Source organism: Streptomyces malaysiensis subsp. samsunensis (assembly GCF_024519315.1).
In the GTDB taxonomy this organism is placed as follows: Bacteria; Actinomycetota; Actinomycetes; order Streptomycetales; family Streptomycetaceae; genus Streptomyces; species Streptomyces malaysiensis.
On the sequence record NZ_JANIIC010000117.1, the window covers coordinates 1 to 17,217 of the forward strand.

General features: G+C 66.9%; 14 protein-coding genes and 2 pseudogenes. 7 read left to right on the forward strand and 9 right to left on the reverse strand.

Features of this window, described 5'->3' with window-relative positions; all coding sequences use genetic code 11:
• Together NQU54_RS46375 and NQU54_RS46380 are read right to left on the reverse strand one after the other, a co-directional pair.
• Positions 1-163, reverse strand: a 163-nt coding sequence (locus tag NQU54_RS46375; protein WP_257636318.1) for a PadR family transcriptional regulator, incomplete at its 3' end; no start/stop codon positions are given.
• A gap of 73 nt (positions 164-236) precedes the next feature.
• On the reverse strand, positions 237-494 hold the full coding sequence (locus NQU54_RS46380; protein WP_257636305.1) for a hypothetical protein: 258 nt from the start codon (positions 492-494) through the stop codon (positions 237-239).
• 409 nt (positions 495-903) lie between these two features.
• Between NQU54_RS46380 and NQU54_RS46385 the strand changes: the two are divergent.
• Positions 904-1,200, forward strand: a pseudogene (locus tag NQU54_RS46385) (MFS transporter); the annotation flags it as partial.
• A gap of 99 nt (positions 1,201-1,299) precedes the next feature.
• Here NQU54_RS46385 and NQU54_RS46390 read toward each other — a convergent pair.
• Positions 1,300-1,908, reverse strand: coding sequence for a TetR/AcrR family transcriptional regulator (locus NQU54_RS46390; protein ID WP_257636306.1), 609 nt, complete (start codon positions 1,906-1,908; stop codon positions 1,300-1,302).
• 632 nt (positions 1,909-2,540) lie between these two features.
• Positions 2,541-3,038: pseudogene (locus NQU54_RS46395) on the reverse strand (MmyB family transcriptional regulator); the annotation flags it as partial.
• Between the two features lie 137 nt (positions 3,039-3,175).
• Here NQU54_RS46395 and NQU54_RS46400 point away from each other — a divergent pair.
• Both NQU54_RS46400 and NQU54_RS46405 read left to right on the forward strand, forming a co-directional pair.
• Positions 3,176-3,955 carry an NAD(P)H-dependent oxidoreductase gene (locus NQU54_RS46400; RefSeq protein WP_257636307.1) on the forward strand — a complete coding sequence of 260 codons (780 nt, stop codon included), beginning with the start codon at positions 3,176-3,178 and terminating at the stop codon, positions 3,953-3,955.
• 308 nt (positions 3,956-4,263) lie between these two features.
• Complete coding sequence (locus tag NQU54_RS46405; protein WP_257636308.1) at positions 4,264-5,316, forward strand: LysR family transcriptional regulator; 1,053 nt, start codon at positions 4,264-4,266, stop codon at positions 5,314-5,316.
• Between the two features lie 388 nt (positions 5,317-5,704).
• Here the strand turns inward: NQU54_RS46405 and NQU54_RS46410 are convergent, their stop codons facing one another.
• Entirely contained in the window at positions 5,705-7,009 is a 1,305-nt protein-coding gene (locus tag NQU54_RS46410; protein ID WP_257636309.1) for a cation:proton antiporter, read from the reverse strand.
• Between the two features lie 335 nt (positions 7,010-7,344).
• Positions 7,345-10,920, reverse strand: a complete 3,576-nt coding sequence (locus tag NQU54_RS46420; RefSeq protein ID WP_372506425.1) for an indolepyruvate ferredoxin oxidoreductase family protein — start codon at positions 10,918-10,920, stop codon at positions 7,345-7,347.
• Between the two features lie 394 nt (positions 10,921-11,314).
• On the opposite strand from NQU54_RS46420, the gene NQU54_RS46425 reads away from it, so the two are divergent.
• The gene (locus tag NQU54_RS46425; protein WP_257636311.1) at positions 11,315-11,968 is read left to right on the forward strand and encodes a response regulator transcription factor; all 654 of its coding nucleotides are present in this window, start codon (positions 11,315-11,317) and stop codon (positions 11,966-11,968) included.
• 14 nt (positions 11,969-11,982) lie between these two features.
• Here the strand turns inward: NQU54_RS46425 and NQU54_RS46430 are convergent, their stop codons facing one another.
• Positions 11,983-12,882, reverse strand: a complete 900-nt coding sequence (locus NQU54_RS46430) for a cyclase family protein (RefSeq protein ID WP_257636312.1) — start codon at positions 12,880-12,882, stop codon at positions 11,983-11,985.
• Positions 12,883-12,887: 5 nt separating this feature from the next.
• Positions 12,888-13,667, reverse strand: coding sequence for a YmdB family metallophosphoesterase (locus NQU54_RS46435; protein ID WP_257636313.1), 780 nt, complete (start codon positions 13,665-13,667; stop codon positions 12,888-12,890).
• 289 nt (positions 13,668-13,956) lie between these two features.
• Between NQU54_RS46435 and NQU54_RS46440 the strand changes: the two genes are divergently transcribed.
• The 3 genes from NQU54_RS46440 to NQU54_RS46450 all read left to right on the forward strand — a co-directional run bounded on the left by NQU54_RS46440 (position 13,957) and on the right by NQU54_RS46450 (position 16,149).
• Positions 13,957-14,733 carry an SDR family NAD(P)-dependent oxidoreductase gene (locus NQU54_RS46440; RefSeq protein ID WP_257636314.1) on the forward strand — a complete coding sequence of 259 codons (777 nt, stop codon included), beginning with the start codon at positions 13,957-13,959 and terminating at the stop codon, positions 14,731-14,733.
• 20 nt (positions 14,734-14,753) lie between these two features.
• Positions 14,754-15,206, forward strand: a complete 453-nt coding sequence (locus NQU54_RS46445) for a MaoC family dehydratase (protein WP_257636315.1) — start codon at positions 14,754-14,756, stop codon at positions 15,204-15,206.
• A 124-nt stretch (positions 15,207-15,330) separates the two neighbouring features.
• Entirely contained in the window at positions 15,331-16,149 is an 819-nt protein-coding gene (locus NQU54_RS46450; protein WP_257636316.1) for an SAM hydrolase/SAM-dependent halogenase family protein, read from the forward strand.
• Positions 16,150-16,494: 345 nt separating this feature from the next.
• Here NQU54_RS46450 and NQU54_RS46455 read toward each other — a convergent pair whose 3' ends face one another.
• A complete protein-coding gene (locus NQU54_RS46455; RefSeq protein WP_257636317.1) occupies positions 16,495-17,142 on the reverse strand; it encodes a transposase in 648 nt (215 codons plus the stop codon).
• Positions 17,143-17,217 lie beyond the last annotated feature (75 nt).

Sequence of the window (17,217 nt, forward strand, 5' to 3'; positions counted from 1 at the left end):
TCGTGATCAGCCCCGCGTCGGTGAGTTTGGCCAACTCGCCGTAGACCTGGCTCTGGGTCGCCGTCCACGCATGGCGAAGCGAGATGTCGAACTTCTGCATCAGGTCCCAGCCGCTGCCGGGCTCCTCGGACAGCAGGCCGAGCACGGCATGTCGAAGGCTCATGCATAAAACCTACCTTCCATTGTTGACAGTTCAATCAGGGGCATTCTGGTTTTGACATGTCGATACTGGGACGTCAGGAGGCCTCATGGCTACGACCACCTTTCATCTCAAGAGGAACTACGCTCCCGTTCACGATGAGTCGCGGATCGGTGTGCTGCCACGGCACGTCCCGCGCGCCCGGGTGCGCGACCTGGCCGCCGACGGCATCGAGCTCGTCGGTCTGACCGCGTCCCACGACGACGGTGTGCTGCGTTTCGCGCCGGATCTCGCCACGAACATCGCGCTCGGCGACGCCAAGTACCTCGAGCTTCCCCGGACGGCCGAGGAGCATGTCGAGCGCCGTTGTCGCCGGGAATACCGTGTACGTCCGGGGCGCGGGCGGGGCGGTCGTGCGGGCCGGCGGAGAGGAAGACCCGGCGACCGGACCGGCGCAGCTCGTCGGCGATCCGCACCCCCGGGGACCCGGCCCCGAGCACCAGGACCGCGGCCTCGGGGAACTGCCCCGGATTGCGGTACCCGCTGGGGTGGATCTGCACGGGACGGCACCGTCCGGGACGATGGGCGGGTATACGGGGCGCTGGAGAGGACCGGTCGCGGCCACGACGAAGCGCGCGTCGATGGAGCCCTCCGGAGTCTCGGCCCGGAAGCCGGGCCGACCGGCGTGCCTGCGCGCCGAGGCCATCTGGACACCGCACCGGTCCGGCGCACCGATCTTCTTCCGGACCGGTGCCCTCGGCATCTTGGCGCTCGCCCTCGGCACCCTGCGGACAGTGGTGGATCCCGCGCTCCCGCTGCTCCAGCGTGAGCGGGGAGTCAGCTCCGGCGAAGGAGCGCTGGTCTCCAACGCGGTGCTCATCACCGGCGCCGCGGTCGCGCCCGTCGCGGGCGAACTCGGCGACCGCTGCGGCGGAAAGCGGGTGCTGGTCCGGCTGATGGCCGTGGTCGCGGCCGGTGGTCTGCTGGCCGGCCTGGCGCCGGACCTGCCGGTGTTGTTGCTCGGTCAGGTACTGCGGGGCGTCATGGTGGGTGCGCTGCCCAGGGGCGCTGCCGAGGCGGGATCGTCCGCGTTATGAGAGATCTCATCAGGCACGTTTCTCACTTGTCGGCCAAATGGATGGTGCCGCCCGCTGACGTGGTTAGGTCTGTGACAGGGCCAGTGCCCGACGCCAGTGCTCTGTAACTGATCGCCTTAGCGGTTCCGTGTCAACGGCGTCGGGGGCGAGTAGCCGTTGTAGGCCGATTCCGCGGAGTTGCCCGACGATCGCGATGGCGACGTCGTTGGGTAGGACGCCGGGGTCGATGGTGCCGTCGGCGATTCCGGCGGCGATGTCCTCACACAGGTCGGCGCGAAACGCTTCGTCTCGCTCACGAAGGATCGGGGCCAGCTCCGACGCCGTGGCCGCCTCGGCCCACAGCAGCAAAAACGCCTGGTGCGCCACGCTCGCCTGGCCGACCATTCCGATGTATCCGTCGATCAGCCGCAGCAGACGGTTCAGACCGGGCGGCAGCCCGTCGAGCCCGGGCACGAATCCGGTCTGCGTTGCGAGTGCCAGGCGTTCCAGCAGCGTCTGTTTGGACCCGAAGTAGTGGGTGACCAGGCCACGGCTGTATCCGGCTCGGTCGCCCATGCGCGCCAAGGTCAACGAGCGCACCCCCTGTTCGACGATCAGTTCGGCGGCGGCGTTGAGCAACGCGGCTTCGGCCTGGTCACGGCGCTGTTTCTGGGTGCGGCGCTTGGTGGGCATGCGATAAATCTACAATATATTTGTCGGCTGGCCAACAAATTAGTAGGGTGATGCCTCCGACGGAGTGGAGGCTTCCGATGATCGGGATTGACGAGCGCGCCCTGGACGACCTGCCGGCCGAAGATCCGGGTGGTCCTGTGGTGATGCCCAACCTGCCGCGGTTCCGTCCGGACGGCGGCCGAGAGAGCTACCGGCGTTACGCCGAGGCGCTCGGCCCGGCGATCAACGCGCGGTACGGCGTGCAGGTGGAGTACCTGGGAGACGGCGGCCGGGCGCTGGTCGGCGTGAACGAACCAAGCCTATCGGCCTCCGGTCTGAGGAGAATCATGCGCGACCTGTCTCGTCCGTCCCCTCTCCTTCATCCTGGTGCGCAGACACCTCCCGGCAGGGGAGTCACCGCTGGGGATGGGGCTGGTCATGGCGCTGTTCACGGGCGGCGGCATGTGGGAACGCTGACTGCCGGGTCAGCGCGGGCCCTGGATGAGCCGTTGAGGGCCTCGGCCATGGCGTTGCGGCAGCTGTCCCCGAGCAGTGCCCGACAGGCCATTCCGGACGGGGACGTGGTCAGGAACGTGACCAGGGCGGGCGGAATCGGATAGCGACCTCCGGAACCGGACAAGGAACCCGTGGCGGGTGCATTTCTCCCAGTCCACGTAAGGGCCGCGCTCGGTCTCCTCGAGGAAGATGTGCCGGGCGATGTTCAGACCCGGCGTCGACCGGCCGTAGAGGAGCCCGGCGAGGCGGTTCTCGGCGAGCACGTCCAGGCGGTGGTTCATGATCATCGCGGGTGCGTCGGCGACCAGGGCGAGGATGCGCAGCAGCTCCGGCCGGACCCGCCCGCCCGGTACCTTCGCGCGGCGGCGGCGCTGCCGGGAGAGCCGGTAGAGGTGCCCGCGTTCGGTCTCGTCGAGGCCGAGGACGCGGGCGAGCGCGTCGAGAACCTGCTCGGAGGGCTGGGTCGCGCGGCCCTGCTCCAGCCGTACGTAGTAGTCGACGCTGACTCCGGACAGATGCGCGACCTCTTCACGGCGCAGCCCTTCGACCCGGCGGCGGCTGTCCGTTGGGATGCCGACGACAGCCGGGTCGACCCGGGAACGCCGGGTCCGCAGGAAGCCCGCGAGATCGTCCATGATCCCAGTATGGCGCGTTGCTGTCCGGGAGGGTGGTCCTGCCATTACCAGGAAGTCCCGTCCGATGGAAGAAGTGTCCCTGGATGCCGGGCGCCGCAATGCCCAGGATCGAACACGGCCGATCCGAAGGAGTTTCAATGAAAACGCTGATCGTCTACGCCCACCCGGAGCCGAGGTCGCTCAACAGGTCACTGAAAGACCACGCGGTATCCACACTGGAGACCGCCGGGCACGAGGTACGGGTGAGCGATCTGTACGCGATGAACTGGAAGGCGGTCGTGGACGCCGCGGACTTCGGCCCCAACGCATCAAATCCGCTGAACGTCGCCCACGACTCCGGCCGGGCCTTCAAGGCCGGGACGCTCGCCCCGGACATCCTCGCCGAGCAGGAGAAAGTGCTGTGGGCCGACACGATCATCATGCAGTTCCCGATGTGGTGGTACACGATGCCCGCGATTCTCAAAGGCTGGGTGGAAAGGGTGTTCACCTTCAACTTCGCGTACGGCGTCGGCGAACACAGCGACGCCAGGTTCGGCGACCGCTTCGGAGAAGGCACCCTCGTGGGCAGGAAGGCTCTGCTGTCGGTGACCATCGGCGCCCCGGAGCCGCATTACGCCCCTCGCGGGATCCAGGGCCCCATCGATGATCTGCTGTTCCCGATCCAGCACGGCATCCTCTGGTATCCGGGCATCGAGGTGCTGCCGCCGTTCGTGGTGTTCGGTACCGCGCGGATGACCAGCGAGGACTATCCGGACATCGCCAAAGCCTGGGAGCAGCGCTTGCTCACCCTGGAGTCGACCGAGCCGATCCCGTTCCGGCCGCAGAACTTCGGCGATTACGAGATGCCCTCGCTGCACCTGAAGGAGGGACTGGAGCCCGCGGGCCGCACGGGTTTCGGGCTGCACGTGCGCGGCTGAGCACCGACGGTGGACGGGACGAGCTGGGGCATGAACCCGAGGAAGTCCCGAGCACGGCGGCCGGAGGCCCGGATCGTCGGTCACCAAAGGTGACTCAGTCACCGAAAAGTGCGTTCTTCCATGTCAGCGGCCACTCTCTTACGGTTTCCGAGTAACCACGAGAGAGCGCCCAGGGTTCCGCAGCAGCGGCCCTTGGGGAGCGGCTGCGGAGCCGACCGATGCCGTCGCGCCCACCTCACGGAGTCTCTCACCGTAGCGACACATATTGCGAACCGCGGTCGTTTAGATGAATCAGAGAGGGAGTACAAATGGGTAATCGTCCGGATTTCAGCCTCACGCAGCTCCTCTATTTCGTGACCATAGCAGAGACTGGAAACATATCCGAAGCCGCAACCCGTCTGCATGCCTCTCAATCCGCGGTGTCCTCGGCCATACAGAGGCTGGAGCGCCAACTCGGTAGTCAGCTGCTGCTGCGTCAACACGCCAAAGGAGTCACGCTGTCTCCGAGTGGCCGGCTGTTACTCAACGAAGCGAGGGCGATCCTGAGGCAGGCTCGCAGCCTCAAGGACTACAGCAGTAGGCTCCAACAGGACGCCGTGGGGCAGTTGGACGTCGGCTGCTGCCAGACGATCACTCCGTTCCTGATTCCGCGGACACTGGTCAGGCTGGCGAAGAGTCATCCAGGGATCACCGTGAACGTCCATGACACGATGAGGCCCTGCGAGTCACTCCTCAACGGTGTTTGCGAGCTACTGGTGACCTACGATCTGACCCGGCTTGAAGGGGAAAGGTTCATTGAACTGGCCACCCCATCGCTCTACGCCTTGATCTCTCGAGATCATCCACTGGCGAATGCCGAGAGGGTCTCTCTGGCGGAACTCGTGGACCAACCGCTGCTGATGCTGGACCTGCCCATTGGAAGTTCATACTCCGAGTACACGAGAACCATCTTCCACCAGGCCAACGTCCCTATGCCCAAGGTGATTCATGTGACAGGGCTGGAAGCGATGAGAGGGCTGGCCGGGGCCAATGTGGGGTTCATGCTCACTCATCATCGTCCCTTTTCGATGGAGACGCTGGACGGAAGCCAGGTCGCGCTGTTAGAAGTCACCGACGACCGTCCTCACCTTTCCCTGGGTGTGAAGACGCTTGCCGGCACTGTGTCGAATCAGAGAATGGCGTGCTTTGTCGCCGCTCTCCGTGAGACTGCGCGTGAAATCTACTCGCGCACGCCTATTGAGCCTTTCCATCGTGATTCTTTGATTTCGAGTCGCCGGATCGAGTCCGGCGTCGGGCGCGTGGACCGATCGACGGCGCGCCGCGAGGTCGCACCCCGGTGCGGCTTCCCGAAAGAGACGTGAGTGAATTTCCGGCCCAGGGGCTCTTCTTCCCGGCTCGGCTGCCGGACACTCGCGAGAAGCGTGTACCGCAGCGGCGATCGGTTCTCGGCCCATGCCCCTGCACGGCACGGCACGGCACGGCACGGCACGGCGGATCAACGCCGAGCCGGAGGAGGGCTGTCGAAGTCGGTGAAGACGCGACGCGGCCGAGGCGGAGGCCGACAGGGCGGCAACGCCACGCAGCGCCGTCCGCGAGCGGCCGAGCCGGGCACCGTGCCGTACCGTGCCCGGCGGCCCTCCGGACGGACCGAGCCGAACATGGCGGGGGCAGGTCCGAGTCCTGCGGATCGTGGCGTTCACGACCAGCCGGCTCTTCGAGCCGTGGACGCGCGGATGGTGAACAGCGAACTCATGCGCTGAACACCTTCTCGCGTTCCCGTTCCTCCTCCGTGGCCGCGATGTGCTTGACCGCGTAGCGGAGGGCCGGTGGGGCCATGAGTGAGGTGACCACGGCCACGAGCACGATGATGGTGTACCCGGCCGTGGTGAGGACACCCAGGCGCAGGCCGACCGTCGCCACGATCACCTCGATGACCCCACGTGCGTTGAGACCGGCGCCGAGCGCCAGTCCCTCCCAGCGGCTGAGCTTGCTGAGCCGTGCGCCGAGATACGCACCGACGAACTTGCCGCCGATGGCGATGAGCAGCACCACCAGCCCTGACAGCAGTACGTGCGGCCGGCCCAGCAGGGTGAGATCCATCCGCAGCCCGGCGGTGGCGAAGAAGACGGGGGCCAGCACCGCCATGACGAAGGTGGACAGCGGTGCGAGTTTTCGCCGGTCCAGGAGACCGGACGTGCTGAGCAGGATGCCGCACAGGAAGGCGCCCAGGATCGGCTCCAGGCCGAGCGCCGTCGTACCTGCCGCCGAGGCCAGCGTCAGCACGGTGACCACGGCGACGGTGACGGCGGGGTCCTCGGTCTTGTTCGAGCGGGTGAGGCCTACGCGTACCGCTGGTCGGCCGACCAGGTAGGCGACCGCCAGTACCAGCGCGAGGCTGCCGAGAGTCAGCGCCAGGTGGCCCGCTCGCAGCCCCGTGGTGGCCATCGCCGAGATGATGGACAGTAACGCCCAACCGACGATGTCGTCCACAGCGGCGGCGGTGATGGTGAGCTGCCCGATGTCGCGGTGCAGGAGCCTGAGCTCCACGAGGGTCTTGGCGATGACGGGAATCGCGCTGACACACATGGCCACGCCGATGAACAGCGCGAAGACCGGGCGTTCATGGCCCTCGCCCATCAGCGAAGCGGGAAGCGCGGTGCCGACGGCCACTCCCAGCCCCAGCGGGATGATCAGGCCACCGGCGCTGACCAATGCCGCAGTGCGGCCTCTGCGGCGCACGACGTCCAGATCGATGTGCATGCCGGTGAAACCGACGAGCAGCAGCACGCCCAGCTGGCCCACGGCGTCGAGCAGGTGTATCTGGCCCGGATCCGGTGGGAACAGCCAGCTGGAGAGCGATGGAAGGAGGTGCGCGAGCAAAGACGGCCCGAGTATGACACCGGCTGCGAGTTCGCCGACGACCGCGGCCAGGTTGAGCCGCGTCGCGAGGCGCCCCAGGAGGAACGCGGTCACGAGCAGGACAGCGAGCTGCAAAAGAAATACGAGCATCTGATGGGCGGCGATGGGGGGCAGCTCGGTGACGCTGATAGTCATGCAGTTCTCTCCTGAATGGTGCGATGGCTGGCAAACGGCGGGGCGGGAGAAGCCCCGAGAAGTGAGGCAGGACCCTGTGCGCAACGCCCTCGTGAAGTTTTTCGCGGTTCTGCAAGAGGGCCGCTGCCTCCGGACCCGGTATGACTGTTCTCCCGTGTCGAAGGCATGACCTGGGAGGTGGCGTCGCCGGGCCCGGGAGGCGCTGTCGGGGACGCGCGCAGGGCACCAGCCCGCCCCTGGCCCACTCGCTCTGGGCCGTCCGCGAACGGCGAAGAGCTCCGCACGCGAAGATCAAGCAGTTGCTGGAGCCTCATCCTCTTTCCTCGTTCCCGGCCTCAATGCCGCAGGTCGCGGTGAGGACCACCGCCGTCCTGCCGGTCACCGTCGGCGACGGCACCGGCTTCGTGCGGGCGCCGTGCATACGTCGGGGTTCCCGCAGCTACGGGACCCGTTGGATAAGGACCGGTCAGCGACTTGATCAGCTCTTCGCGCCTCGCCCGGTACGCGGCCACATTCGCCAGCTTGACCTCCTCGAAGCCGCGGACGGTCTCGGGCAGGGACACCAGTTCCAGCAGGACGGGATCTTCCGCCGAGCCGCACCTCATAGCTGTGCGCACCGATTCCCGGTACTCCTCGATGAGTTCGCGTTCCACCCCGCGTACCTGCGTGTGACCAAACGGGTCCAGCGGCGTGCCCCGCAGTCTCCGCATCGCCCGCAGAACCCGGAACACCACCCGGAACCACGGACCCAGGGCGATCTTGCGCTCGCGCTGGATGCCCAGCGCCTTCAGCACGGGCGGCTGCAACTGATAACGGAAACCGGCTCCGGGGCCGAACTGAGCCTCGATGTCCGCCTTCAGCCGTTCGTCGAGCGACAACCGCGCGACCTCGTATTCGTCCTTGTAGGCCATGAGCTTGTGCAGGTTGCGCGCGACAGCCGTGGTGAGCGGTCCCCCCTGACCCTCGAACTCCCTGACCAGCTCGACGAACTCGATGAACGCCCGCGCGTAGTCGATGTCCTGGTAGTCCACGAGATCAGTGACCAGGACATCCAGCAGACCGGCCAGGTCCGAGTCCTCATCGACCTTGGCGAGCGCCCGCACCGACATGGCGGCTCCGGTCGGCCGGGACAGCGGCGCCCTCGCCGGACGTGTCGCCACCCGCAGCGCCTCGGGATCGGCGAGGGACTGCCGGCCGCGACGGAACGCCTGGATGTTGTCGTCCAGGGCGACGCCGTTGAGGCGGATGGCCTGCTCGATACTGCTTGCCTCGATGGGGATCGCACCGGCCTGCCAGGCGGCGCCGAGCTGGAGGATGTTGGCGAACTGGTCGTCGCCGAAGATCTCCAGCGCGAGGGCGCGTGCGTCGAAAAAGCGCGCCTCGGCGACAGCCCTTTCGATCACCGGGCACAGGGCCTGCGCATCCGGGTACCGCGCCGACACGTCGCTGACCATCTGGCCGGTCGGTACCTCGGAGGTCGATACGACGGCCACGGTCCGTGCGGTGTCTGCCGTGCCCAGATGGGTCGGGTCCGCCGCGACGAGCAGGTCGGTCGCCAGGTACAGATCGCACTCTCCGCTGGAGAGTTTGGCCGGTCGCTCCACCGGCTCGGCCGTGACCCGTACGTCCGAGACGACCGCGCCCCCCTTCTGCGCGAGCCCGGTCTGATCGAGCGCGCGTACATGCCTGCCCTCGATCACGGCAGCGGTGGCGAGGATCTGCGCGACCGTCACCACACCGGTGCCGCCGATACCCGTTATCCGCACGGTGAAGTCGGACGACATCGGCCGTGGAGGCGTCGGCAGGTCCGTCTCGGCCAGGGGCACGACCTCGCGCCGGCTTCCCCGGCCGCCCGGCACGACGGTCAGGAACGAAGGGCACCGCCCCGCCAGGCATGAGTAGTCGACGTTGCACGAGGACTGGTGGATGCGTGTCTTGCGGCCGAACTCGGTGCTCACCGGTTGGACGGAGAGACAGTTGGACCGTGCGCCGCAGTCGCCGCAGCCCTCGCACAGCCGCTCATTGACGAACACTTTGGTGGCGGGAGTGTCCTGTGCGCCACGGCGGCGTTTGCGGCGCTGTGATGCCGCGCACTCCTGGTCGTGTATGAGCACCGTGACCCCGGGGATCGCGGTCAGTTCCGCCTGGCTGCGCAGCAGCTCGTCGCGGTGGCGCACGTCGACCTGCTTGGGCATCCTGGCGCGCCTCAGCCGACGCGGGTCGTCCGTCGTGACGATCACCTTCGCCACGCCCTCGGTGAGCAGGAGGGCGGCGACCTTCTCCACGGGCAGGGCCCCGGCCGCGTCCTGGCCCCCGGTCATCGCCACCGCGGAGTTGTACAGGATCTTGTAGGTGATGTTGACGCCCGCTGCCACCGCCGCCCGTACGGCGAGGCTGGCGGAGTGGTGGAAGGTGCCGTCACCGACGTTCTGGACGAAGTGGTCGACATCGACGAAGGGAGCCATGCCGATCCACTGGGCGCCCTCGCCCCCCATCTGCGTGACGCCGATGATGTCACCGACCCGCTCGGGATCCATGAAGAACGTCATGGTGGAGCATCCGGTGCCGCCCGCAGCCAGTGTCCCGGCCGGCGCCTTCGTCGACGAGTTGTGGGGGCAGCCGGAGCAGAAATACGGGGTGCGGGTGACCAGCGGCAGGTCGATGCGTTCCCGGCGCGGGCGTGCGCGCCACGCGTCCACGGGGTCGCACGGGCCGCGTGCGGCGAGTCTGCGGGCGAGTCCCGAGGCGATCGTCTCCGGCGTCAGCTCGCCCAGTGCGCTGAAGAGGGTGCGGCCGGCCGGATCGGTCTTGCCGTACACCGCCGGTGCCGAGCCCTCGCCGTACAGGATCTCCTTGATCGCGGGCTCCAGGAAGGCCCGCTTCTCCTCCACCACGACGATCTCGTGCAGTCCGGAAGCGAACTGCCTTACGATCTCCGGCTCGAGGGGATGGATGACGCCGAGTCTCAGCAGCCGTACCCCGTAGCGCTCCAGTGCGTCGTCGTCCATGCCCAGCCGGCGTAGGGCTTCGCGGAGGTCCAGGTAGGACTTCCCCGCGGCGACGATGCCGATCCGGTCCCCAGGGTGTCCGTACACGCTGTTGAGCCGGGCGGCCCGTATGTACTCCACGGCCAGGGGCAGGCGGACCTGGTGCAGATTCTGTTCCAGCCGGGCGAGGTCGGCGCCGAGCAGTCGGGACGTGGGCTCGTGCCGGTAGGCGCCGTTCAGTGTCGGGGGTTTCCAGTCCTCGCGCGCGACGGCTGTGCCGGCCGCGTCTGCGACGTTGGTGACCACCTTCATGGCGGTCCACAACCCGCTGGCCCGTGACATCTCCACCGCGTGCAGGCCGTGATGCAGTATTTCCTGGGAGTCTGCGGGGAAGAACACGGGCATGGCGAGATCGGCCAGCGCGAATTCCGACGCGCTGGGCACCGTCGAGGACTTGGCGCCGGGATCGTCTCCCACGAGGGCCAGGGCGCCTCCCCGCGGGTGCGCGCCCGCGAAGTTCGCGTGGCGCAGAGCGTCACCCGCGCGGTCGAGTCCGGGTGCCTTGCCGTACCAGACGCCGAGGACCCCGTTCGGGCGCTGTGCTCCGGTCGCGGCGGCGAGCTGGCTGCCGAACACCGCCGTCGCCCCCAGTTCCTCGTTCACCGCCGGCCGGTGGACCACGTGGTGTTCCGCCAGCAGCCGCTCGCGGCGCGCGAGTTCGAGGTCGTACCCGGCCAGCGGCGACCCTTCGTATCCGGAGACGAGAACTGCCGTGTCATGGCCGTTTCGACGATCGTGCCTGACGCGGTCGAGCAAGACGCGTACCAGGGCCTGGACGCCGGTGAGATAGACGGTGCCGTCCTGGCGGAGATAGCGATGGTCCAACGTGAATGCGCCCGGCTGCTCATGCGTGGACAATGACACTCCTTCGTTTTGCTGCCACCCCCGAACAGCGGCAGAATTCCTCTGCCGAGGAGAGGTAAACGAGCGTCGCGAAAAGAACCACGTGACATGGCTGCGAATCAATACCTGATCGGATCCTTTTCCGGTCGATCCTGCCCGAAGCTCCGGCATCGTTCAACCGTATAGTTCCGATGCTGTGGATCGAATAGTCTTATAGAGAAGTCCGGCAGGGAACATTGACCGGGTGCTACAGTGCGGACACCGCTTCAGTCCGTGCCGGGCCCCTCCAGTGCCCGGAAATACTGCAAGTGAGAGGCAATCAATCGGTGGGCATGTTTTCTATTACTCGGAATACCTCCGAGAAATTGACAGCTGTGTCGGAGCGGGCCGGACTCACTTTTGGACGAGGTTTCTGATGAGCGCCCCCGAACACAGGACGACTCGGCTTTTCATCATCGACGACAACGTCCTCTTCCGGGAGGGAATGGCGGAAATCTGCGACCGGGAACCGGACCTGTCTGTGGTCGGGCGGGCAGCGAGCGGGCTCGACGCGGTCGCCCAGGTGCGCCGGAGCCGGCCCGACGTGGTGCTGCTCAGCAGCAGGACACCGTGCCACGACACGGAAGAGGTCGTGGCACAGCTCACGGCCGGACCGGGTGAACCGCGACTGGTGATCCTGGCGACGCACGAGACCGTACAGACGGCACGCACCTTCCTCTCGATGGGGGCATGGGCGTACATCTCGAAGAACTCGACCCGCGAGGAACTGCTCACGGTCGTCCGTACCGTCGGCCGCGGTTCGGACCGTGCGGTCCTGTCTGTGCCGAGGGGCGTGCTGGAGCAGTTGGCCAGACCTGTCGCGAGCCCGCTCTCCAGCCGGGAACTCGAAGTGATCGAACTCGTCGCCGCCGGCCTGAGCAATGCGCAGATCGCCAGTCGGCTCTACATCTCGGAGGGCACGGTCAAGCGCCACCTGTCGAACACGTACCTGAAACTCGATGTCCGGTCCAGAACGGCCGCCGTCAACAAGGCCGCGGTCATGGGCCTCCTGCTGGGCAACGTGGCCTGACGGGGCGGCCCCTGTCAGGCCCGCGGCGTGTCACCGCCGTCCCCGTACGCGGACAGGGTCGTGCCCGGGGGAACCAGTGCGACGGCCCGGCCCGGAGCTCCGGTGCCACCCTCCACCTTGACGGGGAGGAAGCAGAACCACGCCCCGCGGGACGGGAGTCGGTCGAGCGCCGTGAGGCACTCGATGAACACCATGGCCTCGCGCAGACCGGTGACGTGCGCCGGTATGGGGTCGTGCGCGGCGCCGATGGACGGGGCGTCGATCCCGACGCAGCGCACCCCGCGCCCGAGCAGCAGCTCCACCACGTCCACTGAGGGTGCCGGCCATGCCGGGCTCTTGTGCGCGAGGACGTCGCGCAGGTAGCCGTCGCCTTCCCTGCCCCGCCGGTAGCGTGTGTCCCAGCCCGTGCGGAACAGGACGATGTCTCCCGCGTTCAGCCGGCCGTGACGTGTCTCCCACGCGGTGATCGTGTCGGCTCCGATGAGTGGGCTCACCCCTTTCTCACTCTGTCCGTCCGGGGCGTTGAGGTGCTCCACGTCCAGGACCGCGGCGCCACCCATGAGGGTGCTGAGCTCCACCTTCTCCGCGGAGATCGCACCCGTCGGCCCCGCACCGGGCAGGCCGGATCCGGGCGGCGGGACGAAGTGCGTCGGGGCGTCGAAGTGCGTGCCGGTGTGCTCGTCGATGGCCATCCAGCGTGTCGTGTACGGACCGCCCCGGCTGTGGAGCGGAGCCACCGGGTCGATGCGGTCGACGAACCAGTTCGACGTCTTGTGCTGGAAGGGCTGATGGCCTTCCCAGTAGCAGGGAAGGTCCTCGGCCACGGTCACGGACAGGTCGACCACTACGTGGCCCTGGGCCGCGAACGGCACGACGGGGGCGGTTCGCTCAAGTCGCTGGTCCTCGTGGAGCATGTGTCTCACCGAATCCTCTTGATGCCAGTGGCGGCACCGTTGCTGATCTCCAGCAGAACCGCGCCGAGCACCATCGGTCCGTCGAACACATCGGGCATGTCCCCGGCGAAGGGGTTTCCGGCGGTGCGCAGACCGTTCACCAGATTCGTCGGGGTGAATCCCTGCACTCCGCCGTCCGGCCCGGTCATGCCCACCTCCGTGACGAATGCGGTGCCCTTGGTCAAGAGCCGCAGCCGCTCGGTCGCCTCGTGGGTGTGCGTGCCCAGCACCGCGGTCGCCTCACCGTCGACCGCGTGCGCGAATATCTGCTTCTCCAGTACGTGATCGCCGTGGTAGTCGACGATCGTGCTGCCGCGGCGGTCGGCCGTGTCCCACGCCTGGTAAGCGGGGAAGACCTTCCCGGCGGTCGCCTTGACCGAATGCATGGCGCAGTCGTCGGCCAGGTTGATCACCGTCACCGTCTCACCGCCGACCGTCACATGGATGATTCCCTTTCCGGGCACGTCGTCGTCCACGTTGGCGGGCCGGATCACCTGACGAAGCCGGAGGAGGTCGACGGACTCCTCGCTGTCCCATGAGTGGTTTCCTCCCGTGATGACGTCCGCCCCGCTCCTCAGCAGAAGCTCGACCTGCACAGCTCCCATTCCCAGGCCGTTGGCGGCACAATTCTCGGCATTGACCACCACAAGGTCCACGTTGTGCTGTGCGCGAAGACCGGGCAGGCGGCCGGCAACGTATTTCGTTGCCGCGTCTCCGACGATGTCACCGATGAACAGCAGAATCATGCGTAGCGACCCTTCGGTCTTGAGATCTCCGTTATTCCTTCAACCGGATATTTCACGCCTGCGTATGTCAGGGCGAGACGGCCATCGGGCTTCTGAAAGGAACTCCGATCCTCGCAGCATCGGACGGCAGCAGGATCTGTCGAAGGTTGTACTTTCCTTACGACCTTGGTGGGTCGGAACGCGAGGAGCGTCGCCCTAACATGATCGACAGATCGACGGCCGGAGGCGGCACCAATTCAGCCGGAAACGGCGACCGCAGAGGCCACCGAATCGACGAAGGAGATGGCGCATGGCTTCTGCACACGCCGGCGGACGTCTGCTGGGGAAATCGAGTGTCATCACGGGTGCGGCACACGGAATCGGCCGTGCCACGGCCGAGTGGTTCGCCCGTGAGCACGCACGCCTGGTGATCGGCGACGTGGACGCGGAAGCGCTGGACAAGCTCCACGCGGAACTGTCGGCCGCCGGCGCCGAGGTGACCTCGGTCGCCGGTGACGTCTCCGTCTCCGGCGACGTGGAGAGACTGATCCGTACAGCGGTCGAGCGGTACGGCAGGCTCGACGTGGTGGTCGCCAACGCCGGAGTGATCCCGCTGCTGGAAATCACCGAGGCGACCGAGGAGGACTGGGAACACGTCATGGCCGTCGACGGCAAAGGCATGTTCCTGACCTGCAAGTACGCGGTCCAGGCGATGCTGGAAACCGGTGGCTCCATCGTGTGTCTGTCCTCCATATCCGGCATTGCCGGTCAGCGGGGGCAGAGTACGTACGGGCCGGCCAAGTTCGTGGCGTCGGGACTTGCGAAGCATCTCGCGGTCGAACACGCCGGCCACGGCATCCGGGTCAACGCCGTGGCCCCGGGAACGATTCGAACCGATCGCGTGCGAAGGCTGGAAACGGAGCCGGGAGGGCCCGAATACCTGCGCGGCATCAAGAAGTTGCATCCACTCGCCCGGCTCGGCGAACCGGCCGAAGTCGCCGCCGCCATCGGTTTTCTCGCCTCGGACGAGGCGTCGTTCATCACCGGCGCAGTGCTGCCCGTCGACGGCGGCTATCTCGCGCAGTGACCGACAAGAAGGGCTGATGCATGGCCATTCATGTGCATTCTCCGGAGGATCTGCTCGCCCTGGCCGGGAAACCGATGGGGACGACCCGCTGGCAAGAAGTCGACCAGCGGCAGGTGGACGCATTCGCGGACGCCACCGGGGACCGCCAATGGATTCACATCGACCGCGAGCGTGCAGAAGCCGGGCCGTTCGGGGCCACGATCGCCCACGGATTTCTCACCGTTTCACTGATCCCGACGTTTCTCAATGAGACGGTCATCGTCGAGAAATCCACCACCATGGTCAACTACGGCCTGAACAAAGTACGCTTCCCCGCCCCCGTACCCGTCGGCAGCGCCCTTCGGGGCCGAGTCGACCTGATCGGTGCCCGGCAGCGGACCACGGGTGTCGAAGCAACCTTCAAGATCACCACCGAGCTGCACGGGTCACAGCGTCCTGCCTGCGTGGCCGAGGCGGTCATCGTCTACAGCTGAACACCGGGCGGCCGGCCGCCGCCCGACAACTTTCCCTGCCCTGTCACGCGTGCGCCTCAGCGCGCCCGCACGAGAGGTATCCCAACCGAGGTCGGTCCCCGACCGGCGAAGCGGAGGTCAGTCCATGCAGCACCGTCTCATCGCTTTCCTTTCCGACATCGGCTCCCACGACGAGGCACACGCCCTGTGCAAGGGGCTGATGTACAGCATCGCCCCCACGACCAACGTCGTCGACATCACCCACGCCGTCACCCCCTTCGACGTCCGTGAGGGCGCACTCTTCCTCGCCGACGTGCCCGACTCGTTCCCGAAATCGACGATCATCTGCGCCTACGTCTATCCGGAGACCGGGACGGACACCGCGACCATCGTGGTCCGCAACAAGAAGGGACAATACCTCGTCGGCCCCAACAACGGGCTGCTCAGCTACGCGCTGGAAGCGTCTCCGGCCGTGGAGGCCTACGAGGTCGCGTCGGCCGACGTGATGAACACGCCGGTCACCCCCACCTGGTACGGCAAAGACATCGTCGCCGCGTGCGCGGCGCACCTCGCGGCGGGCACGAAGATCAACGCCGTCGGCCCCCGGATCGAGCTCGACCGCATCGTATCCCTCCCCCACACCAGGCCGACCCGTGAAGAGAGTGTCATCCGCGGAGAGATCGTCCGCATCGACGAGAACTTCGGCAACGTCTGGACGAACATACCGAGCGAGTTGCTGACCGGTCTCCCACAGCAAGGCGAGCGCGTCACCATCGAGCTCCGCGACGTCAGCGGCACAACCCTCGAACTGCCATACTGCAAGACGTTCGGCCAGGTCGAGAAAGGCGAGCCGCTGCTGTACCTCAGCAGCCGCGGCAAGCTGGCACTGGGACGCAACCAGGACAACTTCCTCGACAAGTGGCCAGTCTGCCCCGGCGACAGCGTAACCCTCCGCCTACCCTGACACAGGACCCACGCCGAACGCCGCCTACCCTGACACAGGACCCGTGCCGAACGCCGCGCGAGCACGCGGCACGGCACCGACCGCCTCTGCCCGGGACCACCCACTCCAGTGGCCCCGGGCACCCAGGACACACACGGCCATAACCACACCACCACGCCCTCCCCTACCACCACAAACACCGGCCCACAGCCTCCAGAACCACAGGCTGCCGACAGTACACACCACCACCGGCCGCACCACGCCGGCAGCCGGCAACCCGCAATTCCCCACGGACACGACGCAAGACCAGACAAAACACGCAACCCCGCAGCAGAAACACAATCCCCCCGAGGCTGCTATATCAAGTCAAGCCGCTTGAGGGAGATCTTCAGCGGTGAACTGCCGTGCGGGCTGATCCCCTCGTTCGAGGAGCTTGAAGAGCTGCCGACAGATTGCACGCTTGAGGCAGCGTTGTGCGTCTCTCGCGATCTTCCCCTCGCTGATCCGCCGGGCGACGTAGGCCCGGGTGATCGGGTCGAGGCGGACCCGGATCAGGGTGATCGTGTGAAGTGCCCGGTTGAGCTGCCGGTCTCCACTGCGGTTGATCCTGTGCCGGCTGGTCAACCCTGACGAGGCGGGGATCGCAGCGACGCCCGCGAAGGCCGCAAACGCTGCCTCGGACCGGAAGCGGCCGGTGTGCGACCAGCTGATCAGGACCTGGGCAGCACTGATCGGCCCGACGCCTTGCAACGCCAGCAGTTCGGGGGCGATCGTACGGACGAGCGCGAGAACCTCCGCTTCGAACTCCTTCGCCTCAAAACGCAGGCCTTCGATCCGCTGAGCGGCGCTTCGCAGGGCGCGAACGGTCATGCGGTGCTCGATGTCCTGGGTCGGCCGGTCCCGCAGCTTCGCGCACTGAGCAACCCGGTCCTTGCTCTTCATGCCTCGGAGTTCGACGCGGAGCTCGTCGGGCGCCGAGATGATCAGGGCCTTGAGCAGGTTGACCGCAGCCATGCAGGCCAGGACGGCGCTCTGACGGGTGGCAAGTAGGACACGAAATGCCTCACGCTCACCACACCGTCGTGGGTA